The organism is Paracoccus thiocyanatus, from assembly GCF_900156255.1.
Taxonomy (GTDB): domain Bacteria; phylum Pseudomonadota; class Alphaproteobacteria; order Rhodobacterales; family Rhodobacteraceae; genus Paracoccus; species Paracoccus thiocyanatus.
Map to the genome: position 1 here is coordinate 118,165 of NZ_FTMK01000004.1, position 25,946 is coordinate 144,110.

Here is a 25,946-nt window from a genome sequence, read left to right on the forward strand (position 1 = left end):
CCGCCCCGCCGGGCCAGGCTTTGCCGGCTTTCACCGTTTTCCAAATACTCCTGCCGCCGGTTCAAGCCAGCCCGTCCTCGTCCAGCAGGGTGCGGCCGTCGCGGCTCTCGATCTCGATCACCCACAGGTCGGGGTCGCGGGCGATGTTGCGGGCGATCTCGGCGTCGATCTCTGGCTCGGAAGCGTCATTCAGTTGCAGCCATTGCCGCGTGTCGGTCTGGAAATCCCATTCCCGGACCCACAGGCCGGCGCGGCCGTCCAGCGTGGCGCATTTCACCATCACGCTGCCGGCGGTGTCGTCGCCATGGCGGGTGACATAGGCCGGGATGCCGGCAAGGTCCAGCCGGCGCAGATAGGCCGCGACCCAGATGCCGGCGGCCAGCCGTGGTTCAGGCATCGCCGTCGCGGAAATCAAGGCCCATTTCGTTGTAACGCTCGGCCTCGTCCAGCCAGTTTTCCCGCACCTTGACTTGCAGGAACAGATGCACCGGCCGGCCCATGAATTCGGCCAGTTCGGCCCGCGCGGCCTGGCCCACGGCCTTGATCGTCTCGCCGCCCTTGCCCAGCACGATGCCCTTGTGGCCGGGGCGGGCGACATAGACGATCTGGTCCACGCGGGCCGAGCCGTCCTTCTTCTCCTCCCATGCCTCGGTCTCGACCGTCAGTTGGTAGGGGATTTCCTCGTGCAGGCGCAGGGTCAGCTTTTCGCGGGTGATTTCCGCGGCGATCATGCGCATCGGCAGGTCGGCCACCTGGTCCTCGGGGTAAAGCCAAGGCCCCTCGGGCACTTCCTGCGCCAGCCAATCCAGCAGGTCCGCGCAGCCATGGCCCTTTTCGGCCGAGATCATGAAGGTGCGGGCAAAGTCGAAGGCGGCATTCACCTGTTGCGACAGCGCCAGCAATGCCTCGGACTTCACCCGGTCGATCTTGTTGATGACCAGCGCCACCGGCGTCTGGCCGGCATGGTCGCGCAGGTTGTCGATGATCGCCTGCGCGCCCTCGGTCAGCCCGCGATGCGCCTCGATCAACAGCAGGATCACATCGGCATCGGCCGCGCCGCCCCAGGCCGCCTTGACCATGCTGCGGTCCAGCCTGCGGCGCGGGCGAAAGATGCCGGGCGTGTCGACGAAGACGATCTGGCTGTCCCCGCGCATGGCGATGCCGCGGATGCGGGCGCGGGTGGTCTGCACCTTATGCGTCACGATCGAGACCTTGGCCCCGACCATGCGGTTCAGCAGCGTGGATTTCCCGGCATTCGGTTCGCCGATCAGGGCTGCGAAGCCTGCGCGTGTCTGGGTCATGGCGTTCTTTCGATCTGTTCCAGCATCGCCGCGGCGGCGGCCTGTTCGATGCTGCGTTTCGTGCCCTTGCCGCTGGCCGCGGCCTCGCGGCCGTCGTCCAGCCGCACGGTGATCTGGAATTCCGGCGCGTGGTCGGGGCCGCTGCGCGCAACCTGGACATAGCGCGGCGGGCTCATGCCCTGCGCCTGCGCCCATTCCTGAAGCGCGGTCTTGGCGTCGCGGGCATCGCTTGCGACATTGGCCAGCCGGTCGGCCCACAGGTTCAGCACCACGTCGCGCGCCGCCTCGAAGCCGGCATCCAGATAGACGGCGGCGATCACCGCCTCCATCGCGTCGGCCAAGAGCGCGTCCTTGCGCCGCCCGCCCGACAGCATTTCGGACCGGCCGAGCTTGAGCACATCGCCCAGCCCGATCTCGCGGGCGATGGCGGCGCAGGTCTCGCCCTTGACCAGCGCGTTGTAGCGCGGGGCAAGCTGGCCTTCGGTCGCGCTGCGGTCGGCGGCGAACAGCGCCTCGGCCATGGTCAGGCCCAGCACCCGGTCGCCCAGGAATTCCAGCCGCTGGTTGTCGGGCCGGGTCGTGCTGGCGATCGAGCCATGGGTCAGCGCGCGGCGCAGAAGATCGGGGCGCAGGAATTCATGCCCCAGCCGGTCCGAGAATGCGCGCAGGTCTGCGGAAATCTTCATGTCGCGATCCTGCCACGGCGCGGGGCGCCGCGGCAATTCTTCCTTAATCCACGGCCTTCAGGAAACGGTCGGGCCGCCAGGTCCAGAAATACAGCAGCGACTTGCCGGCCGATGAGAACATGATCCGGTCGGCCCGGCCGATCAGGTATTCCGCCGGAACCATGCCGACGCCGCCCACCGCAGCCGGCCAGCGCGAATCGCCGGAATTGTCGCGGTTGTCGCCCAGGAAGAAGTAATTCCCCTCGGGCACGGTGAACTCGGCGGTGTTGTCGCCCGGACCGTTGGCAGAGATATCCAGCACGTCATGGGCGACGCCATTGGGCAGCGTCTCGGTGAAGCGGGCCTTTTCGCAGGCCGCGCCCTGGGGCACCGGCTCGTTGCCGCAACGCGGCAGGGTCTGTTGCGGGCCTTGCGGCGCGTAGGGTTCGGCAAATGTGCCGGCGGGCTCTTGCGGCACCTCTTGCCCGTTGATCCAGAGCCTGCCGTTCCTCATCTGGATGCGGTCGCCGGGCAGGCCGACCACGCGCTTGATGAAATCGTCGCCCCGCGTCGGGTGGCGAAAGACCACGACATCGCCGCGTTCGGGATCAGAGCCCAGGATGCGGCCCGAGATCGGGCACAGCGCGAAGGGGCAGGATACCCGCGAATAGCCATAGGCCATCTTGTTCACGAACAGGAAATCGCCGATCAGCAGCGTGTCCTTCATGCTGCCCGAGGGAATCCAGAACGGCTGGAAGAACAGGGTGCGGAACACGCCCGCGATCACCAGCGCCCAGAAGATGGTCTTGACGGTTTCCCAGATGCCGCCGTCCTTGCGGGCTTCGCTTTCGGCCATTGATGCCATTCCCTTCATCGGCAAGTCGCGCGTTCATGGGGCGCGGGGGGCGGCAAAGTCAAGCCGTGGCGGGGTCGGCCGGAATGGGAAGCGCCTCGATCACCACGAAGGCCTGGGCCCAAGGGTGGTCGTCGGTCAGCGTCACATGCACCTGCGCGCGGTGGCCGGGGGGCGTCATCGCCGCCAGCCTTTCGGCCGCCCAGCCGGTCAGTTCCATGGTCGGCTGGCCGGTCGCCAGGTTCCTGACCGCCATGTCGCGCCAGGCGATGCCCATGGCCAGCCCGGTTCCCAGCGCCTTGGAGCAGGCTTCCTTGGCCGCCCAGCGTTTCGCCAGCGTCGCGGCCTCGTGCCGGCGGCGCGCGGCCAGGACCAGTTCGCGTTCGGTAAAGACCCGGCGGCGAAAGCGGTCGCCGTGGCGCGCAAGCACCCCGGCGATGCGGTCGATATTGCAAAGGTCCGAGCCTATGCCGAGAATCATGCGCCTGATTGGTCCTGTAGTGACATGAGTATTTGGAAAACGGTGAAATCAGCCGCGGGCCGCGTCCATGCGCCGGCGCATTTCGCGGATCGCCGGGCCAAGGCCCAGGAAGACCGATTCGGCGATCAGGAAATGCCCGATGTTGAGCTCGCGCAGTTCCGGGATGGCGGCGATGGGGCCGACCGTGTCGAAGGTCAGGCCGTGGCCGGCATGGACTTCCAGCCCCAGAAGATGCGCCTGGGCCGCGGCGCGGCGCAGGGCGTCCAGTTCCAGGTCGCGTTCGGCCAGCCGCCCTTCGGTATCCAGGTCGCAATAGGCGCCGGTATGCAGTTCCACCACCGCGGCGCCGATGCGGGCGGCGGCCTCGACCTGGTCCTGTTCGTGGCCGATGAACAGCGAGACCCGGCAGCCCGCCTCGCGCAGGGGGGCGATGAAATCGGCCAGGAACGCCTGGTTTCCGGCCACGTCCAGCCCGCCTTCGGTCGTGCGTTCCTCGCGCTTTTCGGGGACGATGCAGACGGCATGCGGGCGGTGGCGCAGCGCGATGGCCTGCATTTCCGCGGTGGCGGCCATTTCCAGGTTCAGCGGCAGGTTCAGCGCCGCCATCAGCCGGTCGATATCCGCGTCCGAGATGTGGCGGCGATCCTCGCGCAGATGCGCGGTGATGCCGTCGGCCCCCGCCTTTTCGGCCAGTTCCGCCGCCCGCACCGGGTCGGGCCAGGGCGTGCCGCGGGCGTTGCGGATGGTGGCGACGTGGTCGATGTTGACGCCAAGGCGCAGCATGGTTTTCCCCTTGTGGATGTCGCGGCAGATTAGTGCTTTGCCGGCGCAAGTCCAGTCGCCGCCACCCACCAGCCCGGATTGGCCGCGGCGAGGGCGGCCTGGGCGGCGCTGGCCTGGGCTGCGCTGGCGAAAAGCCCAAAGCAGGTCGCGCCCGAGCCGGACATCCGGGCAAGCTGCGCGCCCGAGCCGCGGATCGCCGCCAGGCAATCGGCGATCTGCGGCATCAGCCGGATGGCGGGCGGTTCCAGATCGTTGCGGCAGTGGCGCAGAAAGGCGACCAGCGCCGCCGCATCGCGAAAGGCCGGCAGCCGGGCGGGCAGGGGCGGGTTGCCGGGCCGCTCCAATGCCTGGAACACCGCCGGCGTCGGCAGGGCGCGGCCGGGATTGACCAGCAGCACATGCAGCCTGGGCAAGGGCGGCAGCGGCGTCAGGATTTCGCCCAGGCCCTGCATCCGCAAAGGCCGGGCGGCCAGGCAGGCCGGCACATCCGCGCCCAGCGACTCGGCCCCCGTGGGCCGGGCGTCCAGCGCGCGCAGCACCGCCGCCGCATCGGCCGAGCCGCCGCCGATGCCAGAGGCCACGGGCAGGTTCTTTTCCAGGGTGATCGCGACCTCGCGGCCGGCAAGTCGGGCGGCGCGAAGGCACAGGTTGTCGGGCTCGGCCACCAGGCCATCGGCAAAGGGGCCGGTCAGGCGAAGCGACAGGGGTCCCGGCGCGACGGTCACGACATCGCCCAGTTCCAGGAACACCACCAGCGAATCAAGCAGGTGATAGCCGTCGGCGCGGCGGCCGGTCACATGCAGCGCCAGATTCAGCTTGGCTGGCGCGGCCTCGCGCCGGGGCAGGGGCATGGTTAATCGGCCCTGGCCGGTTCGGGGGCGCGCGGCTCCTCGGCCGGGGTGGCGCGGCCGGCCTTTTCGCTGTCCAGCACCGCGTCCAGGCCCCGCTCCAGCTTGGCGCGGATGCGGTCGGCCTCGGCCTCGGTTTCGGGTTTCAGCGACAGGGCGCGGTGCCACTGGATCTCGGCCTCGCGCTGGCGGCCGACCATCCAGTAGATGTCGCCCATATGGTCGTTGACCAGCGAATCGCCGGGCATGGCCGCCACCGCGCGCTCCATCGGTGGCACCGCCTGGGGATAGTTGCCCAGGCGGAAATAGGCCCACGCCAGCGAATCCAGGATGTAGCCGTCATCGGGGCGCAGTTCGACCGCGCGCTTGATCAGGTCCAGCGCCTCGTCCAGCTTGTCGCCGCGGTCCACCAGGCTGTAGCCCAGATAGTTCAGCACCTGGGCGGAATCCGGGCGGATCGTCAGCGCCTCGCGAAAATCGGCCTCGGCCCTGGCGAACTGGTCCGAGCGTTCCAGCGCGATGCCGCGGGCGTAAAGCGGGAACCAGCGCGCCTCGGCGCCGTCCTTGCCGATCAGGTCCAGCGCCTTGTCATAGGCCGGCACGGCCTGGGCGAATTTTTCCTGCTGGCGCAGCATGTCGCCAAGCGCGATCCAGCCCTGCGCCAGGTCGGGATGGGCTGCGGTCAGCGCCAGCGCGGCTTTTTCGGCATCGTCCAGCCGTTCGGCGCGGGCCAGCGCGTCGATGCGCGACAGTTCTGCGACGGGGCGCATGTCGCCCAGCTCGCGCAGCGCCTCGAACTCGGCCTCGGCCAGGTCGAACTGGCCGAAATCCTGCAAGAGCTGCGCGGCCAGGACCCGCGCCTCGGCCAGGTCGGGGGCCAGGTATTCGGCCAGCCGGGCATGGATCAGCGCCAGCGGGTCGGGTTCCTCGCTGCTGGCCAGGACCGAGCCGAAGGTCAGGAACACCTGGGCCATGCCATCGGCCGGCCCGCGCGCCACGTCAAAGGGCAGCGTCTCGCCCTGCGCCATGCGGTCGCGCAGCGAAACGAGCAGGGGTTCCTGGGCAAAGCCCGGCGTCGCTTCGAGCATGGCGATGGCGTCGCGGTTGCGCTCAAGCTGGGACAGCGCCTGGGCGTGGGCGATGACGCCCAGGATATGCGCCCCGGTGGCGGGATCGGCCAGCAGCAATTCGGCGCCCTCGAAATCGCCGACCCGCGCCTTGGCCAGCGCCAGGTGATAATTCACCATCGGCGCCGCCCCGCGCATTTCGGCCAGCGACTTGAAGGTGGTCAGCGATTCCCCCGCCCTGCCGGCGCCGAGCAGCGCCCAGGCGCGCATCATCCCATCGACCAGCTTGCTGCCGCCGGGGGACGCGGCATCCCCGGCCGCGGGCGCGGCCGCGATGGAGTCGGCCAGCGCCTCCCACCGCCCGGCGCGCGCCATTTCGGCACGTTGCATCAGGCGGGCGAGTTCCGTGGCGCGGCCCTGGTCCGAGATGGTGCCGGCAAGGGCGGCGGCGCGCTCCATCTCGCCGGCCGAGATCAGGGCGATCAGGGCGCTGTCTTGCAGAAAGGCGTCGTCGTCGTCATGGGCCAGCGCTTGCAGGAAATACCGTGCGGCCGGGCGATAGTCGTTGGCGATCGCGGCCATGCGCGCGGCCAGGTAGGGGCCGGAAAGACCGTGCAAGGCGGGACCCGAAGCGGCCGGGCGCTGCGCCGGCCTGTCGTTTTGCGCGTCTTCGGCCTGCGCCAGCAATGGCGCGGCCATGGCGGCGCCTTGCGGCAGCGGCGCGGCGGTCAGCGCGACCAGCAGCAGCGGGATCAGAGTTTTCGTCACGGCTTGGCCCATGTTTTCGGCGGCTTTCGGCGATTTGTGCAGGCGACCCTAGCCGCCGCAGCGCCGATGGGCAACGCCGCGGCCGGCGCTGCACCGCCCGCCGCGATCACATATTCGGGTAGTTCGGCCCGTCGCCGCCCTGGGGCGTGGTCCAGTTGATGTTCTGGGAGGGATCCTTGATGTCGCAGGTCTTGCAATGCACGCAGTTCTGGAAGTTGATCTGGAAGCGCGGGCCATCGTCGCCCTCCAGCACTTCATAGACCCCGGCCGGGCAATAGCGCTGCGCCGGCTCGGCATAAAGCGGCAGGTTCACCGCGATCGGGATCGCGGGGTCCTTGAGCTTCAGGTGGCAGGGCTGGCTTTCCTCGTGATTGGTAAAGCTGAAAGCCACGTTGGTCAGCCGGTCGAAGCTGAGCTTGCCGTCGGGCCGGGGATAGTCGATGGGCTTGTAGTCGGCAGCCTTGCCGGTGGCGGCGGCGTCGGTCTTGCCATGCTTCCACGTCCCCAGCGGGTTCCAGCCGGTCAGGTTCGCCACCCACATGTCGAAGCCGCCAAGCGCCAGGCTGGACCACAGCCCCAGTTTCGACCAGAGCGGCTTGACGTTCCTGACCGGCTTCAGGTCGCGGGCGATGGGGCCGGAACGCAGGTCGGCCTCGTATTCGGCAAGCTCGTCGCCCTCGCGCCCCGCGGCGATGGCCGCAGCCGCCGCCTCAGCCGCGGCGATGCCGGACAGCATGGCGTTGTGGTTGCCCTTGATGCGCGGCACGTTCACCAGCCCGGCCGAGCAGCCCAGCAGCACCGCCCCCGGCACGGTCAGCTTCGGGATCGACTGCCAGCCGCCCTCGGAGATTGCCCTGGCACCGTAAGCCACGCGCTTGCCGCCCTCCAGCAGTTCCGCGACCATGGGATGATGCTTGAAGCGCTGGAACTCCATATAGGGATACAGGTAGGGGTTGGCATAGTTCAGGTGCACGACGAAGCCGACCAGCACCTGGTTGCCTTCCAGGTGATAGATGAAGCTGCCGCCGCCGGCGTTCTTGCCCAAGGGCCAGCCCATGGTATGCGTCACCGTGCCGGGCTTGGCCTTGGCCGGGTCGATCTCCCAGATCTCCTTCATGCCGAGGCCGAATTTCTGCGGCTCGTGGCCGGCCGAGAGGTCGTATTTGCCGATCAGTTCCTTGGCGAGGCTGCCGCGCACGCCCTCGGCGATCAGCACGTATTTGCCGCGCAGTTCCATGCCGGGCTCATAGGCCGGGCCGGGGGTGCCGTCGGCATTCAGCCCCATTTCGCCGGCGACGACGCCGACCACCCGGTCGCCCTCATAAACCAGTTGCGAGCAGGCCATGCCGGGGAAGATCTCGACCTCCAGCGCCTCGGCCTGTTCGGCGAGCCAGCGGCAGACATTGCCCATGCTGACGATATACTTGCCGTGATTGTTCATCAGGGGCGGCATCGGCCAGTTCGGGACGCGCACCTGCCCGCCCTCGCCGAGCATATAGAAATTGTCGGACGTGACCTTGGTGGTGACGGGCGCGCCCTTGTCCTTCCAGTCGGGGATCAGCCGGTCAAGGCCCGAGGTGTCCAGCACCGCGCCCGACAGGATATGCGCGCCGATCTCGGAACCCTTCTCCAGCAGCACCACGGAAAGTTCGGGGTTGAGCTGCTTCAGACGGATCGCTGCCGACAGCCCGCTTGGACCGCCGCCGACGATCACAACGTCGTAATCCATCGACTCGCGTTCAATTCCAGACATGGCTCGGCCCCCGTTTTTCCCTAGCTCGATAATCCGTGCGCCAGACCTAGCCTGTAATATTCTTGCGGGCAATCGCAACGCGGCGCATTAAAATCGCCATGGGGCGTTTTCTCGGCGGGCTGTTGCGGATCGGATCGGGCGGGACTTGAAACAGGGGCCGGAACCCGCCACGATGCCTATCGGATTTTCAGCGGACGCCCCCAGCCCATGGCCGGGGGCGTTCCCACAGCTTGTTTCGCGTTGACTGGTGTCGCAGGTGGCGACCGGAAGGACTGAAATGGAAAAGATACCGATGACCCGCGCGGGCTTTGACCAACTGGACGAGGAATTGCGCGAATTGCGCTCTGTCCAGCGGCCCGCGGTGATCCGCGCCATCGCCGAGGCGCGCGAACATGGCGACCTGTCGGAAAACGCCGAATACCACGCGGCGCGCGAAAAGCAGAGCTTCGTCGAGGGACGCATCAAGGAACTTGAAATGATCCTGTCGCGCGCCGAGGTCATCGACCCCAGCCGGCTGAACGGCAGCATCAAGTTCGGCGCCACCGTCACCCTGCTTGACGAGGATACCGAGGAAAAGCGCACCTATCAGATCGTCGGCGAGGCCGAGGCCGACCTGGAACGCGGATTGCTGAACATCCGCTCGCCCCTGGCCCGCGCCCTGATCGGCAAGGACGAGGGCGACAGCGTCGAAGTGGTGACGCCGGGGGGCGGAAAATCATACGAGATCATGGCGATCCGTTATGTCTGACGGATGGGACCGGGCGCATGAATTCGCTTGACCCGCTGCGTCGGCTGGCTGTCGAACAGACCCGCGACCGCCTGCGGGTGATCGGCGCGGTTGCCAGCCTGGCCTGGCTGGCGGTGATCGGACTGTGGGCGCTTTTCGGTTCCGCCGGCGAAGAAGCGGGCGCCGCGGGCTGGCTGCTTTGGCTGGTGGGCGCGGCAATGCCCCTGGCGCTGGTCTGGCTGGCGGTCTGGTCGGCGCGCGGCCTGCTGGCGCTGCGCCAGGAGGCCGAGGAATTGCGCGCCATCCTGGCCCGCATGCAGGATCAGCCGGGACAGGCCGCGCCGGTCGAGCCTGCGCCCGAGCCGCGCCCGGCCGCCGCGCCCGCATCTTCGGCGCGGCGCAGCCCGGTCCCGCCGGCGCCGCGGCCTTCGGCCGATACGCGGCAGGCCATGCTGGAACTGGACGCGCCGGCCGCGGCCCGGCTGACGCCGGCCGAACTGTTCCACGCGCTGAACTTTCCCGACGGCCCCGAAGATTACGAGGCGATTCGCTGCCTGCGCCTGGCGCTGGCCGATCCGGGCATGGCCCGGCTGATCCGCGCCGCGCAGGACGTGGTCACGCTGCTGGCCGGGCAGGGCGTCTATATGGACGAACTGGCCATGGCTGCGGCCGACCCGGTCCTGTGGCATCGCTTTGCCACGGGCGCGCGCGGCGGCTCGGTCGCCGAACTGGCGGTGATCCGCGACGAGCCCGCCCTGGCCAGCGCCGCGGCCCTGCTGCGCGGCGACGAGGTGTTCCGCGACGTCGCCCACCATTTCCTGCGCCATTTCGACCGGCTGCTGAGCCGCCAGGCCCAGGACGGCGACCCGCAACTGCTGGCGGCGCTGGCCGAAACCCGCTCGGGCCGGGCTTTCATGTTGCTGGCGCAGGCGACCGGCATGCTGGGCCAAGCGGGCGAAAACCTGGAAGAAGCCGACGACCTGGCAGATACCGGCCCGGCCGCGCCGCGCTAAAGCATCAGCCGCAGCACATGGGCCGGGGCCGACCAGGGCCAGCCCAGCCTTTGGCGGGCCTGCGGCAGAAAGCCCATGGCCTGCCAGGCTGCCAAGGCATCGGGGTTGCCCGCCTCGACCTCGGCGCGCAGGGCGGGGTGGCCGCGGCGGCGGGCATGGTCGGCGGCCGTCCGGATCAGGGCCTGGGCAATGCCCTGCCGCCGCCATTGCGGCCGGACCGCCACCCCGTCCAGCACCAGATCCGCCGTCTCGGCGCCGGGCCGGTAAAGCCCGGTCGCCATATGCCGCAGCCGGCCGGCCGTCGGGCCCCAGACCGCCACGAAGGCACCGATACCGGGGGCGAGAAACCCGCCTTGCGCATCGCGCAGCCCCGCCATGCCCAGCAGCCGCCCGCATGGCGACAGCGCCACCAGCGCCTGGCCGGGCCGCATGGCGGCGCGCACCAGCGCCACGCCGTGCCGCGCCCCTGTCGGCACCGGCAAAAGCTGCGCGCCAAAATGTCGCCAGTAAAGCGCCGCCGCAGCCGCGCGCAGGTCGGGCGGTATGCCATGCAGGATGCGGGCGTCGGGCGGGGTCGCGGTCATGGGGCTCCTTGTGCCGGGGCGCGGATTTCGCCAATGTGCCGCGAACCTGTCCCGATCAAGAGCCGATTTCACCATGTCCGCGCAAGCCGATCTTGCGGTCGATCCCAGCCCGACCCCCGAACAGAGCCGCGCCTTGCGGCGCAGCCCCAGGCAATGCGCGCGCCACGGCTTCGTGCAGGCGCTGCCGTTTATCCTGGTGCTCTTGCCCTTTGGGATGCTGTTCGGCGTCGTCTCGTCGGATGCGGGGCTGGATCTGGGGCAGATCCTTGGCTTTACCGTGCTGGTGCTGGCCGGGGCTTCGCAGTTCACCGCGGTGCAACTGATGACCGACCACGCGCCGGCGCTGGTGGTGATCATCTCGGCCATTGCGGTCAACCTGCGCATGGCGATGTATTCAGCCTCGCTGGTGCCGTGGCTGGGCGGGGCCAGGCCGCGCGACCGGGCCTGGATCGCCTATGTGCTGATCGACCAGACCTATGCGCTGTCGATCCAGCATTATGAAAAGCACCCCCGGCTGGGCCTGGGACAGCGGATCGGCTATTTCCTGGGCGCGGCGCTGGCCACCTGTCCGCCCTGGCTGGGCGCAACGCTGCTGGGCGTCTGGCTGGGCGAGGCCATCCCGCAGGACTGGGCGCTGGATTTCGCCATCCCGATCACCTTCCTGGCGCTGGTCGCGCCGATGCTGCGCAGCCCGGCCCATGTCGCCGCGGCGCTGGTGGCGGTTCTGGCGGCGCTGGCCTTTGCCTTTCTGCCCTCGGGGTTGGGGCTGTTCGTCGCAGCGCCCCTGGCCATGCTGACCGGCGCCGGGGTCGAGATGCTGATGGAACGCCGCAAGGAGGCGCGGGCATGACCGGATATGGCGACACGACGATCTGGCTGATCATCCTGGCTGTCGCGCTGGGGACCTATGGGTTGCGCTGGTCCTTTCTTGGTGCTTTTGGCAACCGGCCGATGCCGGTCTGGGCGCAGCGGATCCTGCGCTATACGGCGGTCGGGGTGCTGCCGGCGCTGGTGGCGCCGCTGATCGTCTGGCCGGCGGCGACCGGGGGCCAGACCGATCCGGCGCGGATGATCGCTGCGGTGGTGGCGGTGGGGCTGGGGGTGGCGACGCGCAATGTGCTGGCGGCCATCCTGGGCGGGATGGCCGCGCTTTACATGGCGCTTTATCTCATCACATGAAGCTGGCCGTCGCGGCCATAGCCCGTGACCGCGCCGCCTTTCTGCCGCAGCAGCACGTCATGGTTGTTGGCCGGGTCGCCGTCCATGTGCCGGCGCGAGGTCACGCCCGGCCGCGCCAGGAACCATTGGCGCAGCTTGAGCGGTGAAAAGCCGGTGGGTGCGCCCTCGAATCCGGGCACGCGGCCCAGGGCCTTGCCGGTATTGACGGCGCAGAAGCTTTTGTTCGAGGCCCCCTGCTGCTCGACCGCGCGGATCGCGGCATCGGCGACGGCCAGCGGCACCTCGACGGTGTCCTCGGCCACCCAATAGGTCGAGCGGGCGTGGTAGTCGATGTAGAAATTCTTGAAATTCGGGGTAATGCCGTAAAGCACGTCCCGCCGTTCCGGGATCGCCGGATGTTCCCAGCTTCCGGCCGGGTCATAGATGACGCGCTGGCTGCCATTGATCATCAGCGCGGAATGCCCGCCTTCGCCGCGGGGGATGCCGATCACGGTGAACAGCGTGATCGAGGGCGGCCCGTCCGTGACATAGCGCGCCCGCATCAGGCTGTCGTCGCTGGCCCATTTGTTATCGGCCCCGCAGGCCGCAAGCGCGGCCGGCAGCGCCAGCGCAAGGAAGGCACGCCTTTGCATCTTGGATCTTTCCCTGGTCAGGATCAGGCGTTGGCAAGTGCCATGAACACCAGGACGGCGATGGACAGCCCGCTGACCCAGATCCCGGCCTTGATAAAGCCCCGGAATGTCGCCTGATGGTGGCTGATGTCCATGTGGCCGTGCTTGTGTTCGGTAATTTCGTGATGCGAGACCATGATCCTGTCCGTGAAGATGCGCTGCGTCGAAAGCAGGCATAACCCAAGCCGGCGGCCGTGTCACGCCCCCCAAAGCACCGCGCCGTCCTGGGTCTGGCCCATGGGCCACACCTTGCCGGCGGCATGCAGGTGGTTGATATGGCCCACCGCCTCGGCCAGCGCGAGGCCGAATTCCGGCTTGGCGATCTGGCGGCGATACAGCAGCGGGAAACAGCCGACGGCGCTTTGCGGCTGCTGGCGCAGCCCGTCCAGCAGCCGCGTCAGCGCGGCGCGCTGGCTGTCGGCCAGTTGCCGCAGCCGGGTCGGCAGGCCGCGATAGGGCAGTTTGTGGCCCGGCAGGACCAGCTGGTCGGGCCGCGCGAATGCGGCCAGCCTTTCGCAGCTTTCCAGCCAGTCGCCCACGGTGTCCGCCTGCGGCTCGATCGGATAGACCCCCAGGTTGGGAGAGATGGTCGCCAGCATCTGGTCGCCGCCGATCACCAGGTCGTCGTCCAGCGACCACAGCGTGACATGGTCGGGCGCATGCCCCTGGCCCATGCGCACCACCCAGCGGCGGTCGCCGAATGCGACCTGCTGGCCTTCGGACAGCCGCCGATAGCCGGGGGGCAGGGGCGCGCAGACATCGGCGCTGTTGAAGGGGCGCTCGTGGCTGCGTTCGGCCAGCAGGTCGGGGGGCATTCCCGCCCGGCGCCAAAAGGCCAGCGCCTGCGGCGTCGGGCGCTCTTGCACGTCCAGGATGCCCATCCGCGCCGTCAGCCAGGCCGGGCGCGAGGTCCAAAGCTCTGCCCCCAGCCCCTGGAACCAGCCGGCCAGGCCCATATGGTCGATGTGGTGATGGGTGGCGATCAGCCGCGTGACCGGCGCGCCGGCAAGCGGCCCTTGCAGGATGCCCTGCCAGATGGCCCGGCAGCGCGGATTGTCCAGCCCGGTATCCACCAGCGTCCAGCCATCGGCATCGCGAAAGGCATAGGCGTTGACGGTGTCGGGCTTGAACGGCAGGGGAAGCTGGAACCAGAACACGCCGGGGGCGATCTCATGGCCTTCGCCCTCGGCCGGGGGGGTATGTGTTTCGCTGCGTATCACCCGGTCATTTGACCCAGCAGCACCGCGTCGTCAAGCGCCTCCAGCTCGGCCAGGCCGGCGCGGGCGGCGGCCAGGTCGGCGGCGTATTGCGGCAGGATGCGGGTTATGTAAAGCCGCGCCAGAGCCTTGCTGCCGCCGCTGGTCGCGGCGCGCAGGTGGTAATGCGCGCCCAGCACCCGCGCAAAGGCGGACAGATAGGGCGCGGCGCCGGCAAAGCGGTCGGGCATGTCGCGCTCCAACAGGTCCAGCGTCGATTCGCGAAGGGTTTCGGCGGCCTGCCACAGCAGGTTGGCCAGGTCCGGCTGGGCCGCCTGCGCCGCCTTGGCGCCGTCCAGGATCTCGTCCAGCAGCGCCATCGCGGCGGCGCCGCCATCGGCCAGCTTGCGTCCGACCAGGTCCATGGCCTGGATGCCGTTCGTGCCCTCGTAGATCGCGGTGATGCGCACGTCGCGCAGATACTGCGCCGCGCCGGTTTCCTCGATATAGCCCATGCCGCCATGGACCTGCACCGCGGTATCGGCGACGCGGATGCCGACATCGGTGCCATGCGCCTTGGCGATGGGGGTCAGGAAGGCGGCGCGCGCGGCCCATTCCTCGGACCCGGTGGCGCGCGCCATGTCCAGCGCCACCGCGCAGCCCAGGCAGATGGCGCGGGCGGCAAAGATTTCGGCCCGCGATTGCGCCAGCATCCGCCGCACATCGGGGTGGCGGATGATCGGGCCCATCTGCACCCGCTCGGCCGCATAGGCCACGGCCTGCTGCAAGGCCGCCTCGGCCTGGGCCACGCCCTGGACGCCGACGCCCAGCCGGGCCGCGTTCATCATGGTGAACATGGCGGCCATGCCCTTGTGTTCCTGGCCCACCAGCCAGCCTTTCGCGCCCTCGAAGCTCATGACGCAGGTGGGGCTGCCGTGGATGCCCAGCTTGTGTTCCAGGCTGACCACGCGCAGGTCGTTGGCGATGCCGGGATTGCCATCCGCGTCGGGGATCAGCTTGGGCACCATGAACAGGCTGATGCCGCGGGTGCCCGGCGCGCCGTCGGGCAGGCGGGCCAGCACCAGGTGGCAGACATTCCCGGACAGGTCGCTGTCGCCCCAGGTGATGAAGATCTTTTGCCCGGTGATGCGATAGCTGCCGTCGTCCGCCCGCTCGGCGCGGGTGGTCAGCGCGCCGACGTCGGAACCGGCCTGCGGCTCGGTCAGGTTCATGGTGCCAGACCATTCGCCCGAGATGAGCCTGGGCAGGTAAAGCGCCTTCAGCGCGTCGCTGCCGTGATGCTCCAGCGCCTCGATCTGGCCCTGGGTCAAGAGCGGGTTCAGCTGCAACGCCAGGCAGCCCGAGGCCACCATCTCGTTCACCGCCATGTTCAGCGCCTGCGGCAGGCCCATGCCGCCATGTTCGGGATCGGCGGCAATGCCGATCCAGCCGCCCTCGGCCAGGGCGCGGAACGCCTCGGCATAGCCGGGAGAGGAGCGCAGCTTGCCGTTTTCCAGCCGCGCGGGGGTCAGGTCGCCGGCGCGGTTGATGGGGGCGATAACCTCGGTCGCCAGCTTTCCGGCCTCGGCCAGGACGGCAGCCATGGTCTCGCTTGTCGCCTCGGCAAAGCGTTCGGTGCCGGACAGTTCTGGAAACGACACGACCTGGTTCAGGATGAACGCGATCTGATCGACCGGGGCTTGATAGGCCATCCGCACACTCTCTTCCTCTGGCGCCTTGGCAAATGGGGCTGCGGCGCGTAACTGATGCCTTGGGCTTCGATCATATTTGCCGGCCCGCGTCCATCAACCACAACCCGACGTAACGAATGCAGACGCTGATCCTTGGCCACGACCCGCAAGGGATTGCCGCCGCCGCGGAATTGCTGGCGCAGGGCGAACCGGTCGCCATCCCGACCGAGACGGTCTATGGACTGGCCGGCGACGCCCACAACGCCCAGGCCGTGGCCCGCATCTATCAGGCAAAGGGGCGGCCAAGCTTCAATCCGCTGATCGTGCATGTCCCCGACCTGGCGGTGGCTGAACGCATCGCCGTCTTCGGCGATGCCGCGCGGGCCCTGGCGCGGGCGTTCTGGCCCGGCGCGCTGACCATGGTGCTGCCGCTGCGGCCGGGGGCCGGCATCGCCTCGCTGGTGACGGCGGGGCTGGATACCGTGGCGATCCGCGTGCCGGCCCATCCGCTGGCGCAGGCAGTGCTGCGGGCCTTTGGCGGGCCGCTGGCGGCGCCCTCGGCCAACCCGTCGGGGCGGATCAGCCCCACCGCTGCGGCGCATGTCGCCGATCCGGAAAGCGGGCTTGGCGGGCGCATTGCCGCGGTGCTGGACGGCGGCGCATGTCCGGTCGGGGTGGAATCGACCATCATCGGCTGGGCGGATGGCCGTCCGGCATTGCTGCGTCCCGGCGGCATCGCGGCCCAGGCGGTCGAGGTGGTGCTGGACCGCCCGCTGGCCCGGCCCGCGGCCCAAGCCGCCGCGCCGACCGCGCCCGGACAATTGTCCAGCCATTATGCGCCGCGCGCCAGCCTGCGGCTGAACGCCCAGGCCGCGCGGCCGGGCGAGGTGCTGATCGGCTTCGGCCCGGTGCCGGCCGAGATGTCGCTGAGCGAGGCGGGCGATCTGACCCAGGCGGCGGCGCGGCTTTTCGACCTGCTGCACCGCGCCGATGCCGATGGGCGGCCCATTGCCGTGGCCCCGGTGCCGGAAGACGGGCTGGGCGCGGCGATCAACGACCGGCTGCGCCGCGCCGCCGCGCCGCGCTAAGGATCAGGCATGGCCCGCATCGGGCGACAGCATCAGCGGGTCGACGCCCAGGGATTTCAGCGCCGCGCGCCATTTTCCGGGATCGTCGGCGCCGAAGATGATCTCGTCGCCCTGGTCCGAGGTCAGCCAGCCATTGCCGCGGATCTCGGAATCAAGCTGTCCCGGCCCCCAGCCCGCATAGCCAAGCGCCAGCACCGCCGGCTGCGGCCCCTGGCCGCGGGCGAAATCCTCCAGGATGTCGCGGGTGGTGGACATGGCAAGATCGTCGCTGATGCGCATGCGGTTTTCGTCCAGGACGATGTCGCGGGGCGCGCGATGCAGCACGAAGCCGCGCCCAGGCTCGACCGGGCCGCCGAAGCGGACGGGAATGTCCAGGACATCCTCGCCAGGCTGGATGCCAAGCTGCGCCAAAAGGTCCGGGAAGCCGATTTCCGGCAGCGGGCGGTTGACCACCAGGCCCATGGCGCCGTCTTCGGAATGAGCGCAGATCAGGATCACCGCCTGCTCGAAGCGCGGATCGCGCATGCTGGGCATGGCGATCAGCATCTTGCCGGTCAGGTTGCTGGTTTTGTCCATGGTCTGCTCCTGCGCGTTATCCCTTCAAGATCGGCGCTGCGGACTGATTTCGCAAGGGATTGCCGCTAATGTGACTTCACGCAGGGGAAGGCGGCGTCTAAAACGGCCTGATGAAGACCCTTGCCCTGCTTTTCATGACCGCCGCCCTGCCGGCCCTGGCGCGGGACCTGCCGCCGGGGCTGGTCTCGGCCGAGCTTCTGCCCGGCTGGACCACGGCCCAGGGCCATCGCATGACCGCGCTGCACTTGCGGCTGGAGCCGGGCTGGAAGACCTATTGGCGCAGCCCCGGCGATGCCGGCGTGCCGCCGCGCTTTGACTGGGCCGCCTCGGGCAACCTGGGCCAGGTGCGGCTGCTTTGGCCGCGCCCCGAGGTGATCCAATCGGGCGGAGAGCGCACGCTGGGCTATCGACAGGAACTGGTCCTGCCGATCGAGATTGCGCCCGCCGGCCCCGGCGCGGTCGAGCCGATGGTGACGGTCGATTTCGGCATCTGCCAGGATATCTGCGTGCCGGTGCGGGTGGAGTTGCAGGCCGGCCCGCCGGGCGCGGCACCCGATCCGCTGATCCGGTCCGCCATGGCGCGCCAGCCTCGGGTCGCGGGGGACCAGCCGGATTGCCGCATCGAACCCATCGCCGACGGCATGCAGGTCACGGCCACCCTGCCCGCGGCGGGCGGTGCCCGCGGCCACGAGGTGGCGATGGAACTGGCCGATGACGATATCTGGGTTTCGGCCGCAGAAACCCGTGCGGCAGGGGACCGCCTGATGGCGCAGGCGGATTTCGTCGCCGCCTCGGGCAAGCCCTTTCCGCTGGATCCGGCATCGCTGCGCCTGACGCTGATCGGCGCCGACGACGCGGTGGAATACCGCGGCTGCCGCCTGGCAGAGGACTAGCCGTCCAGCCGGGCGGCCAGCGACAAAAGGTCGGCCCAGGCCTCGCGCTTGGCCAGGGGGGTGCGCAGCAGATAGGCCGGGTGCGCCATCGGCAGCGCCGGCAGGCCGAAGGCCGTGGTCCAGGTCCCGCGCAGCTTCAGGATGCCCTGCTGGTTCAGCGCCGCGATGCAGGGCGTATTGCCCATCAGCACCAGAAATTGCGGCTGCGCCAGTTCGACATGCCGGGCCAGAAAGGGCAGCATCATCGCGATCTCGGCCGGCTCGGGGCGGCGGTTGCCGGGTGGTCGCCAGGTCAGCACATTGGTGATGTAAAGCGCGCGTTCCGCGTCCACCGCCTGCCGCGACAGGCCGATGGCGGCGAACATCTGGTCCAGAAGCTGGCCGGCGCGGCCGACGAAGGGGCGGCCCTGACGGTCCTCTTCCTCGCCCGGCGCTTCGCCGATGATCATGACCCGCGCCGCCGGATTGCCGTCGCAAAAGCAGAAATTGCGCGCGCCCTTCTTCAACTCGATCCCGTCAAAGTCTTCTTGCGCCTGGGCCAGTTCGGCCAGGCTGGTGGCGGCGGCCGCCATGGCCGTGGCGCGGGCGACCAGGTCCTCGGCCTCGGCGGGGGGCTTTGCCGCGGCCGGGGCGGGTGCCGGGGCAGGGGCGGGCGCTTCGGCGCGCTCGGGCATGGCATAGCGGTCAAGCGGCGCGTCAAGGCATGGCTCGTCCGCGCCCAGCTCGGACTGCCATTGCAAAAGCGCCAGTGCCGTTTCCGCGTCCAGCGCGAATCCCCTATAGGTCGGTTCCGCGGTCATGCGCGCAGGCTAGGCCGCCGCGCCCGCGCCGGCAAGCGTCCGGCGTGACGCAAGGCGCGGGATAGGCGCAAAACTATTGCGATTGCGTCAGGGGCGTGGTGCCGCCGCCCATTCCGACCAGCCGCTGGACCAGCGGCCTTGCCGCCGGCCCGATGCGGTCGCAGGCCCCCGGATCGTCCAGAAGCTTGAAGGCCGGCGCGTAATAGGTCCGGTCATAGGTCGAAGCATCCAGTCCCAGCCGCGCCGCCAGCAGGTCGCCGGTGCCGGTGATCAGCGTCCATTCCCCGTCGGTGATCGGGTAATCGGCGCAGTTCGAGGTGATCACGTTCACTTCCGCCAGTTCCGCAATCAGCGCCTTGGCCTGCGCATCGGACAGGCCCGAGACATCGGGAAGCTTTACGGTGACGCCTCCATCCGCCGCGACGGCGCCAGCCCCCAGGACCAGCGCGCCGGCCATGGCCGCGAGTGCTTTCATGGATTGCTCCCTTGCTTGTGCTGGGCGTTCGGTTTCGCCGGCCCATCCCGCCCGATCCGCCGGCATGGCGCAACCCAATTCGCCGTGAACTTGACGCAGCAAGGGCGCAGGGCTACGCGATTGCGACAGCCAAAAGCACAAAGGATGCCTGCGATGACGACCTATTCACTGCTGATCCTGCCCGGCGACGGCATCGGCCCCGAGGTCATGGCCGAGGTTCGCAAGGTCGTCGGCTGGTTCCAGACCAACCGCGGCCTGAACTTTGATGTCAGCGAGGATCTGGTCGGCGGCGCCGCCTATGACAAGCACGGCACCCCGCTGGCGGACGAGACGATGGCCAGGGCGCAGGCGGCCGATGCGGTGTTGCTGGGCGCGGTCGGCGGGCAGAAATACGACGACCTGGATTTCTCGGTCAAGCCCGAGCGGGGCCTGCTGCGCCTGCGCAAGGAAATGGACCTGTTCGCCAACCTTCGCCCGGCGCAGTGTTTCGACGCGCTGGCCGATTTCAGCAGCCTCAAGCGCGAGGTGGTGGCGGGGCTCGACATCCTGATCGTGCGCGAATTGACCTCGGGCATCTATTTCGGCCAGCCGCGCGGCATTTCCGAAGACCACACCCCCGGCAACGAGGGCGGCCGCGTCGGCATCAACACCCAGCGTTACACCAGCGGGGAAATCCGCCGCGTCGCCCGTTCGGCCTTTGAGCTGGCCCGCAAGCGCGGCAACCGCGTCTGCTCGATGGAAAAGGCCAATGTGATGGAATCCGGCATCCTGTGGCGCGAAGAGGTGCAATGGGTCCATGACAACGAATATCCCGATGTCGAACTGTCGCACATGTATGCCGACAACGGCGCCATGCAGTTGGTGCGCAATCCGCGCCAGTTCGACGTGATCGTGACCGACAACCTGTTCGGCGACATCCTGTCGGATGCGGCGGCGATGCTGACCGGCAGCCTGGGCATGCTGCCCTCGGCCAGCCTTGGCGCGCCGATGGAAAACGGCCGGCCCAAGGCGCTTTACGAGCCGGTGCACGGTTCCGCCCCCGACATCGCCGGGCAGGGCCTGGCCAATCCCATCGCCTGCATCCTGAGCTTTGCCATGTGCCTGCGCTATTCCTTTGGCCTGGGCGCCGAGGCCGACCTGCTGGAAAAGGCGGTCGAGACGGTGCTGGCCCAGGGCGTTCGCACCGCCGACCTGATGGGCCCCGAGGGCGGCACCCCCGTCTCGACCGCCCAGATGGGCGACCACATCGTCGCGGCGCTTTCGGCGCTGTGACCCGTTCCGTCGCCGCGCCCAGGCACGGCCTGGCGCGGCGACGGGCGCCACGGAAAGCGCCGGCGTTAGTCCATATGGCGGGCGGCGGCTTGCGGTCGCGCCGCCGGCCCCGAATTTCCGCCCTGACCCGGCAAGATTCCCCCTTGCATTCCAGCGCCCCAGGGGCTACCTGCCCCCTCACGGTCGGAGCGTAGCGCAGCCTGGTAGCGCACCTGCTTCGGGAGCAGGGGGTCGGAGGTTCGAATCCTCTCGCTCCGACCAGTCGGGAAAGGTGGCGTTTCAGAGAGTCTTGCCTTTTGTGTCAAAAGGCGACCCTCTGGTGAGGTCAAGAGCTTCGCGGCTGAGTTCGCCGGGCCGGGCCGCTTGCATGCAACTTTGTCGTGTAACCCTAGAGGCGATCGTCGGTCACGGCCCAAAGCGGACTGTCGACCACGAAGTATGCTGCTTTGCAATATTCCCGGTAGCTGCCGTTCGTCTTGCGCCGAAGCACACACCCGGCCAAGATGGTAGAGATGCATGAATTTTCTGATGTTTGCAGATGCGGCAGAGCCAGTCGCAACAACGCAGCCAAACTTTCCTGCTGGGGCTGCCAAAGTCATTGTCGGTTGAAAAACGGGCAAGTCTGGCGTTAACGATGATAGGGAATAATGCTACATGATACCTGACACGTTGTTCGATGCCCTTGTCTGCGGTGCCCGCATTGCGGTCCGCCATGCCTGGCTCCACGCATTCGCGACGTCGAGCGGCACCCCGGATGAGATCGACCACATCTACGCCATGACGACGGAGGGCATCCGCGAGCTTGGCACGCAGTGGTCCCCGATCTTACACAGCAAGGGCCTCTCGCTTCGGCTGACGGGCGTCTTCTGTCACCAAACCCCCAAGGCGCACTATGTCCATCCCCTCGATGGACCGAAGGCGCCGGAGTTGGGCGACCTCCTGCTCGTGCATGAACATAAGAATACCGACTCCGGGGGGACGATCAAGATAACGCGCCGTGCAGTGCTCGTGCAGGCCAAAATGGTCGACGAGGGCGTGCCGGGGGGCGGCAAGGTCGATCAATATCAGGAGTATCTCTACGAGCACTGGCCCGCCTTCGAGCTGAAGGGCCGAGGACCGGGAACGGTTCGGTTCCTCTCCGGGCAGCGCGATTTTCGACCCGGTATTGATCCGGGACGATACGGATTGATCGAAAAGACTCCGCACGCCGGCCACAAGGCCATTGAGATCCCTTACTGCTGCGGCTTCCCTTGGACCTATTCAGAGCCACGCAGGCCCGTGCGGAGTGCGGGCGGCGAAGACGCGGGCGCGTTTATCGCCAACATGCTCTACGATACGGGATGGCTGCGAGGTCGGGTTGCCCTGATCCCACCAACGCCGCTGGCGCTGGCCTCGGGCACGAAAAACAATCATTTCGATGTTACGGTCGAGGAGCTGCTGACACTCACGGCGATGAAAACCTTACGCTTCAGGAGAAAGACCCACATGACGGGGCCGCGCGGGTATCCCGCGCTTGTCTGTTTTCAGGAAAACTATGGTGTGCCCGGTCTGCTCCCAGACACCGGCGTTGGTTTCGCCGAGACCGATTTCGGGGGCGAAGGCATCCCGCCGGAGGAAACGGCAGAACCTGATTTCGATGATGGCATTTCCGTTCTTCTCGTTGAGACCGGCGGGGAGGGCGAAGCGAGACTGGACTGACCGCGCACCCTACCCGGTTGCTTCTCCGCCCGTTGCGAAGGTGTCGACAGGATCAACGCACTCGGCCTTTAACTGACAGTCGGCTTCGGCCGCTGCTGCGCAGCGCCCGAAGCCGACACTTTTTTTGGCACCGCAGCGGAGCCACCGCCCTGAAGATTTCCAAACGGGACGAAGCTGTCAGTTACGTTTGATGCGGTGCAACGTGTAAATAGAGCAGTTATCAAGGCATTCGAACGCGAACGCGAAATAAACGTTGAATCCACTCGCGATTACTTCCTGTCGTCCTCGTCCACCCTGTAAATGGAATCAAGAAGCCTACTTCCTGCGCCGACAATTTTTGACAATACCTTTATTTGCTCTGTTAGTGCGGGGTTTTCGCATTTGGCAGGGTAATTCAGATGGTGGTCTACCTCACCCCAGATCTCTTCAAATAACGTGCGAACTTGAATCTCACAATGAATTGGACTCTTTTCGTGCGGGCGAACGAGGTAGTGAACGCTGGTGTATGAACTCTCTTTAATTTTAGGGTCAACGCCGTGGTTCTTAAAGAACGCGGTGCTCTCTGGATCCCATGTATAGGCCATGGGCGGCTCAGCAAGGAACCAATCCCCATCCGCTTCGATCTTATTTCTTATGATGCGATTAACAATTGCGAAGTCTTCTTGATACAGAAGCAAGACGCGCACACCAGCCAGATCGGTAATTTCTGAAAAGAAATTATCCTCAGTTATTTTCCTGCCCGCATTAATCTTTCGATATAATTTCTCGGATAGGTGATTTTTATCCTTAATGCGTGATTTTGTTGAGTGTACAATCTGCCGCCCTTTATGTTGAAGCTCGGGATTATTCGTGAATAGAAGCTCCACACTGGCGCGAAATGCATCTATCGCATGTTTTTTCGTTCGAAAAGCTGACAGGCAGGATTCAATAGCCTCATTGGCGCCTTCGATCATAGCTCAAACCTCATCAAGGCGCTGGAGAACCTCTGCGGCAAAATCATGGTAAGCTTGCTGCGTCGCGCGGAACTTTTTCGAGTTACCCCGCACGGTGTTTTTATCTTCCTCCTCAACTTCTATGTTTGGAATTTCCCACATGGGCACATGGTATCTCTGCGCCATACTTGGAAAGGTATTATGAGTATGAATGACAGAGTTTCCACCAATGGACTCGTCTAGAATGTCATCAAACGGTAACGAAACATCCTGCGAAATAAAGTTGCGAATTGTGTCCGGTATCTGGGCGGCATAATGCTGATGTGCTTTGGCCAACTGCAAATCGTTATTTGGGCCATCGTATTTCTTGGCGTTGTAGATCGTAAAACCTATGAGCTTCACAAAGCGATCCGGGAACTGCTCTCTCTTTGTTGTAGATATAACATTAAAAACAGTATCGAATTGCTTGGACCACTCATCCAGTGATGTTGAATGTGGGTGGGGGGATTGAAACCGAAGCGACTATTACTCGCCTTGACCATGATCGCTTTTACGTCGTGGCAAACATCTTTGCAGAAGGACGGTTGGCTGATCTATTTGATCAACAGCGTCGCCCAGGTGAGTCATTTAAGGTGACTAATCTGAGCAGGGAGTTGGGAGTGCTGGTAGTTGCTGGACCCCTTTCACGCTCGGTGATGGAGAAGCTATCAAAGCACGATTTCTCCAACACCGCATTCCCGTTCTTCACCGCCGCCCCCTTGCCTGATATTTCCGCTAATTGCCTCGCCATCCGCGCGTCGTTTACAGGTGAGCTGGCTTGGGAGCTTCATTTGCCACACGAAGAGATGAAAAATGTCTACGAGCGGCTAATGGATGCAGGCGCTCCCTTTGGCATCAAGCCATTTGGATCGCTCGCGATGAATTCTCTTCGCATCGAGAAATCCTATAGGACGGCGGCTGAACTTACTCCAAACCTCAGCATGGTTGAGGTGGACATGCTGCGATTTGTGTCCTTCGAGAAGGGCGACTTTGTTGGACGCGCCGCGACTGAAGCCATCCGTAAGGCTGGAACTGAAGACGTTCTGGTCACTCTTCAGATAGATGCAACTGATGCTGACTGCTCCGGTGGTGAGCCGGTGTTTGCACCCACGGGACAATTGGTTGGGTCGGTCAGTTCCGGCGACTACGGACATCATGTAAAGGCAAGCCTCGCGCTTGCGTTCGTCAAAAGGTCCAATTCTCTACCCGGAGCAGAGCTTCTCGTCGATATTTTGGGAGAGCGCAGACGCGCAACTGTTCTATCGGGTCCGGCATATGATCCTGAAAATCGAAGATTGCGTGGTAATGGAACTGACCGGGGTTCAATCCTCAACGCCGATCAGGACAGTTTTACATCAAACGATTCTGGTAGCGAACGCGACATGATGAAAGTCGCGGGAAGCTAACTGAGTTGCCAATTACTCTAATCGTTTGACGATCGCGGCATTAGATGCTGCTATATATAGTTGTTCGGGGCAAGGTGCAGCCTTGCCCCGATATATTTGCGCTGGGACATGACGCATGAGAAGATCGGGCCATATCATCTGAAGCGTAGCGCGCCAGACCTGCCACCCGCCCAACCGACGGCATCCGCCGCGCTGAACGCCAATGCGAATGGATGGCGCGCAAGCCGCCCGCACCCGTCCGCGGCAGCATCGCGGGCGGCGGCGATGGACAAGCCGCGCCCGGCATCCTAGGGTCCGCCCCCAAAAAAGGAGCCTGCCCGTGTTCACCATCGCCACCTGGAACATCAACTCGGTCCGCCTGCGCGAGGGGTTGGTCGCCCGCCTGCTGGCAGAAGAGGCCCCGGACATCCTTTGCCTGCAAGAAACCAAAAGCCCGGTCGAGAAAATCCCGCTGGAGGCGTTCCGGGCGCTTGGCTACGATCATTTCGTGGCGCGGGGCCAGAAAGGCTATAACGGCGTCGCCATCCTGTCGAAGCTGCCGATCCAGGATGCGGGCGACCGCGACTATGCCGGGCTGGGCCATGCCCGCCACGTCGCCGCGCGGCTGGAGAACGGCGTCACCATCCACAATTTCTACGTCCCGGCCGGCGGCGACATCCCCGACCGCGAACAGAATATCAAATTCGGGCAAAAGCTGGATTTCCTGGCCGAGATGCGCGACGCCTTCCATGCCGACAAGCCCGCGCGCTCGATCATGGTGGGCGATCTGAACATCGCCCCGCGCGAGGACGATGTCTGGTCGCACAAGCAGTTGCTGAAGATCGTCAGCCACACCCCCGTCGAGGTCGAGCATCTGGGCGCGGCGCAGGATGCCGGAAAATGGGTCGATATCACTCGCCAGGACATTCCCCAAGGCCTGCTTTACAGTTGGTGGAGCTATCGCGCCCGCGACTGGGATGCGGCCGACAAGGGCCGGCGGCTGGACCATATCTGGGCCACTTCCGACATCGCTAATGCCGGCCATGCCAGCCGCATCCTGCGCCCGCTGCGCGGCTGGCAGCAGCCCAGCGACCATGTGCCGGTGCTGGCCAGTTTCGACCTTTGACCGGATGCTGCGGCGCATGGCCGCAGGCGGGGGTGCGGCCAGGCCAATCTTGCATCGCGCCGCTTGCTGCGCCATCTAGGGG

At 66.6% G+C, this 25,946-nt stretch carries 29 protein-coding genes and 1 tRNA gene; 11 read left to right on the forward strand and 19 right to left on the reverse strand.

Going from position 1 to position 25,946, the window contains the following annotated elements:
- Positions 1-61: 61 nt before the first annotated feature.
- From F3H32_RS04670 to F3H32_RS04710, 9 genes are all read right to left on the reverse strand, one after another.
- The gene (locus tag F3H32_RS04670; RefSeq protein ID WP_149764819.1) at positions 62-397 is read right to left on the reverse strand and encodes a DUF1491 family protein; all 336 of its coding nucleotides are present in this window, start codon (positions 395-397) and stop codon (positions 62-64) included.
- On the reverse strand, positions 390-1,301 hold the full coding sequence (gene era, locus F3H32_RS04675; protein WP_149764820.1) for a GTPase Era: 912 nt from the start codon (positions 1,299-1,301) through the stop codon (positions 390-392). The genes F3H32_RS04670 and era overlap by 8 nt, the downstream gene beginning before the upstream one ends.
- Positions 1,298-1,987 (reverse strand): ribonuclease III, encoded by a 690-nt coding sequence (gene rnc, locus F3H32_RS04680; protein ID WP_115755914.1) that lies wholly within the window; start codon positions 1,985-1,987, stop codon positions 1,298-1,300. The genes era and rnc overlap by 4 nt, the downstream gene beginning before the upstream one ends.
- Before the next feature lie 43 nt (positions 1,988-2,030).
- Positions 2,031-2,822: a signal peptidase I gene (lepB, locus tag F3H32_RS04685; RefSeq protein ID WP_394349609.1), complete on the reverse strand. Its 792-nt coding sequence runs from the start codon at positions 2,820-2,822 to the stop codon at positions 2,031-2,033.
- A gap of 58 nt (positions 2,823-2,880) precedes the next feature.
- Complete coding sequence (gene acpS / locus F3H32_RS04690; protein ID WP_149764821.1) at positions 2,881-3,300, reverse strand: holo-ACP synthase; 420 nt, start codon at positions 3,298-3,300, stop codon at positions 2,881-2,883.
- A gap of 48 nt (positions 3,301-3,348) precedes the next feature.
- Positions 3,349-4,083, reverse strand: a complete 735-nt coding sequence (locus F3H32_RS04695) for a pyridoxine 5'-phosphate synthase (protein WP_149764822.1) — start codon at positions 4,081-4,083, stop codon at positions 3,349-3,351.
- Between the two features lie 29 nt (positions 4,084-4,112).
- Positions 4,113-4,934, reverse strand: coding sequence for a 4-(cytidine 5'-diphospho)-2-C-methyl-D-erythritol kinase (locus F3H32_RS04700; RefSeq protein WP_149764823.1), 822 nt, complete (start codon positions 4,932-4,934; stop codon positions 4,113-4,115).
- 2 nt (positions 4,935-4,936) lie between these two features.
- Positions 4,937-6,766: a tetratricopeptide repeat protein gene (locus F3H32_RS04705; protein WP_223191347.1), complete on the reverse strand. Its 1,830-nt coding sequence runs from the start codon at positions 6,764-6,766 to the stop codon at positions 4,937-4,939.
- A gap of 106 nt (positions 6,767-6,872) precedes the next feature.
- Positions 6,873-8,519, reverse strand: a complete 1,647-nt coding sequence (locus F3H32_RS04710; RefSeq protein WP_149764824.1) for an electron transfer flavoprotein-ubiquinone oxidoreductase — start codon at positions 8,517-8,519, stop codon at positions 6,873-6,875.
- 277 nt (positions 8,520-8,796) lie between these two features.
- Between F3H32_RS04710 and greA the strand changes: the two genes are divergently transcribed.
- Both greA and F3H32_RS04720 read left to right on the forward strand, forming a co-directional pair.
- Complete coding sequence (gene greA / locus F3H32_RS04715; RefSeq protein ID WP_149764825.1) at positions 8,797-9,267, forward strand: transcription elongation factor GreA; 471 nt, start codon at positions 8,797-8,799, stop codon at positions 9,265-9,267.
- A 17-nt stretch (positions 9,268-9,284) separates the two neighbouring features.
- On the forward strand, positions 9,285-10,259 hold the full coding sequence (locus tag F3H32_RS04720; RefSeq protein WP_149764826.1) for a hypothetical protein: 975 nt from the start codon (positions 9,285-9,287) through the stop codon (positions 10,257-10,259).
- Here the strand turns inward: F3H32_RS04720 and F3H32_RS04725 are convergent.
- Positions 10,256-10,843 (reverse strand): GNAT family N-acetyltransferase, encoded by a 588-nt coding sequence (locus tag F3H32_RS04725; RefSeq protein WP_149764827.1) that lies wholly within the window; start codon positions 10,841-10,843, stop codon positions 10,256-10,258. The two genes, F3H32_RS04720 and F3H32_RS04725, sit on opposite strands and share 4 nt — an antisense overlap.
- A 73-nt stretch (positions 10,844-10,916) precedes the next feature.
- Between F3H32_RS04725 and F3H32_RS04730 the strand changes: the two genes are divergently transcribed.
- Both F3H32_RS04730 and F3H32_RS04735 read left to right on the forward strand, forming a co-directional pair.
- The gene (locus F3H32_RS04730; protein WP_149764828.1) at positions 10,917-11,693 is read left to right on the forward strand and encodes an AzlC family ABC transporter permease; all 777 of its coding nucleotides are present in this window, start codon (positions 10,917-10,919) and stop codon (positions 11,691-11,693) included.
- Positions 11,690-12,022 carry an AzlD domain-containing protein gene (locus F3H32_RS04735; RefSeq protein ID WP_149764829.1) on the forward strand — a complete coding sequence of 111 codons (333 nt, stop codon included), beginning with the start codon at positions 11,690-11,692 and terminating at the stop codon, positions 12,020-12,022. The genes F3H32_RS04730 and F3H32_RS04735 overlap by 4 nt, the downstream gene beginning before the upstream one ends.
- Here the strand turns inward: F3H32_RS04735 and F3H32_RS04740 are convergent.
- From F3H32_RS04740 to F3H32_RS04755, 4 genes are read right to left on the reverse strand one after another with little or no spacing between them, the layout of a single operon-like run.
- On the reverse strand, positions 12,007-12,654 hold the full coding sequence (locus F3H32_RS04740) for a hypothetical protein (RefSeq protein WP_149764830.1): 648 nt from the start codon (positions 12,652-12,654) through the stop codon (positions 12,007-12,009). The two genes, F3H32_RS04735 and F3H32_RS04740, sit on opposite strands and share 16 nt — an antisense overlap.
- A 23-nt stretch (positions 12,655-12,677) precedes the next feature.
- Positions 12,678-12,830 (reverse strand): aa3-type cytochrome c oxidase subunit IV, encoded by a 153-nt coding sequence (locus F3H32_RS04745; protein WP_149764831.1) that lies wholly within the window; start codon positions 12,828-12,830, stop codon positions 12,678-12,680.
- Between the two features lie 60 nt (positions 12,831-12,890).
- A complete protein-coding gene (locus tag F3H32_RS04750) occupies positions 12,891-13,913 on the reverse strand; it encodes an MBL fold metallo-hydrolase (RefSeq protein WP_149764832.1) in 1,023 nt (340 codons plus the stop codon).
- On the reverse strand, positions 13,910-15,601 hold the full coding sequence (locus tag F3H32_RS04755; RefSeq protein WP_149764833.1) for an acyl-CoA dehydrogenase: 1,692 nt from the start codon (positions 15,599-15,601) through the stop codon (positions 13,910-13,912). The genes F3H32_RS04750 and F3H32_RS04755 overlap by 4 nt, the downstream gene beginning before the upstream one ends.
- Before the next feature lie 116 nt (positions 15,602-15,717).
- Here F3H32_RS04755 and F3H32_RS04760 point away from each other — a divergent pair, with 116 nt between their 5' ends.
- On the forward strand, positions 15,718-16,668 hold the full coding sequence (locus tag F3H32_RS04760; protein ID WP_149764834.1) for an L-threonylcarbamoyladenylate synthase: 951 nt from the start codon (positions 15,718-15,720) through the stop codon (positions 16,666-16,668).
- A 3-nt stretch (positions 16,669-16,671) separates the two neighbouring features.
- On the opposite strand, the gene F3H32_RS04765 is transcribed toward F3H32_RS04760, so the two are convergent.
- The gene (locus F3H32_RS04765) at positions 16,672-17,244 is read right to left on the reverse strand and encodes a YqgE/AlgH family protein (protein ID WP_149764835.1); all 573 of its coding nucleotides are present in this window, start codon (positions 17,242-17,244) and stop codon (positions 16,672-16,674) included.
- Positions 17,245-17,354: 110 nt separating this feature from the next.
- Between F3H32_RS04765 and F3H32_RS04770 the strand changes: the two genes are divergently transcribed.
- The gene (locus F3H32_RS04770) at positions 17,355-18,137 is read left to right on the forward strand and encodes a protein-disulfide reductase DsbD domain-containing protein (protein ID WP_149764836.1); all 783 of its coding nucleotides are present in this window, start codon (positions 17,355-17,357) and stop codon (positions 18,135-18,137) included.
- Here F3H32_RS04770 and F3H32_RS04775 read toward each other — a convergent pair.
- Together F3H32_RS04775 and F3H32_RS04780 are read right to left on the reverse strand one after the other, a co-directional pair.
- The gene (locus F3H32_RS04775; protein ID WP_149764837.1) at positions 18,134-18,937 is read right to left on the reverse strand and encodes a uracil-DNA glycosylase; all 804 of its coding nucleotides are present in this window, start codon (positions 18,935-18,937) and stop codon (positions 18,134-18,136) included. The two genes, F3H32_RS04770 and F3H32_RS04775, sit on opposite strands and share 4 nt — an antisense overlap.
- Before the next feature lie 73 nt (positions 18,938-19,010).
- On the reverse strand, positions 19,011-19,412 hold the full coding sequence (locus F3H32_RS04780; RefSeq protein WP_149764838.1) for a hypothetical protein: 402 nt from the start codon (positions 19,410-19,412) through the stop codon (positions 19,011-19,013).
- 153 nt (positions 19,413-19,565) lie between these two features.
- On the opposite strand from F3H32_RS04780, the gene leuB reads away from it, so the two are divergent.
- The 3 genes from leuB to F3H32_RS04795 all read left to right on the forward strand — a co-directional run bounded on the left by leuB (position 19,566) and on the right by F3H32_RS04795 (position 22,382).
- Positions 19,566-20,684 carry a 3-isopropylmalate dehydrogenase gene (leuB, locus tag F3H32_RS04785; RefSeq protein WP_149764839.1) on the forward strand — a complete coding sequence of 373 codons (1,119 nt, stop codon included), beginning with the start codon at positions 19,566-19,568 and terminating at the stop codon, positions 20,682-20,684.
- A gap of 184 nt (positions 20,685-20,868) precedes the next feature.
- Positions 20,869-20,945 (forward strand) — tRNA-Pro (locus F3H32_RS04790).
- A gap of 408 nt (positions 20,946-21,353) precedes the next feature.
- Positions 21,354-22,382 carry a hypothetical protein gene (locus F3H32_RS04795; RefSeq protein ID WP_188128586.1) on the forward strand — a complete coding sequence of 343 codons (1,029 nt, stop codon included), beginning with the start codon at positions 21,354-21,356 and terminating at the stop codon, positions 22,380-22,382.
- 269 nt (positions 22,383-22,651) lie between these two features.
- Here the strand turns inward: F3H32_RS04795 and F3H32_RS04800 are convergent, their stop codons facing one another.
- Both F3H32_RS04800 and F3H32_RS04805 read right to left on the reverse strand, forming a co-directional pair.
- Positions 22,652-23,335: a RelA/SpoT domain-containing protein gene (locus F3H32_RS04800; RefSeq protein WP_149764841.1), complete on the reverse strand. Its 684-nt coding sequence runs from the start codon at positions 23,333-23,335 to the stop codon at positions 22,652-22,654.
- 3 nt (positions 23,336-23,338) lie between these two features.
- The gene (locus F3H32_RS04805; RefSeq protein ID WP_149764842.1) at positions 23,339-23,716 is read right to left on the reverse strand and encodes a hypothetical protein; all 378 of its coding nucleotides are present in this window, start codon (positions 23,714-23,716) and stop codon (positions 23,339-23,341) included.
- 83 nt (positions 23,717-23,799) lie between these two features.
- Between F3H32_RS04805 and F3H32_RS04810 the strand changes: the two genes are divergently transcribed.
- Positions 23,800-24,759, forward strand: coding sequence for an aminomethyltransferase family protein (locus tag F3H32_RS04810; protein ID WP_188128587.1), 960 nt, complete (start codon positions 23,800-23,802; stop codon positions 24,757-24,759).
- A 319-nt stretch (positions 24,760-25,078) separates the two neighbouring features.
- Positions 25,079-25,864, forward strand: coding sequence for an exodeoxyribonuclease III (locus F3H32_RS04815; protein WP_149764844.1), 786 nt, complete (start codon positions 25,079-25,081; stop codon positions 25,862-25,864).
- Positions 25,865-25,946 lie beyond the last annotated feature (82 nt).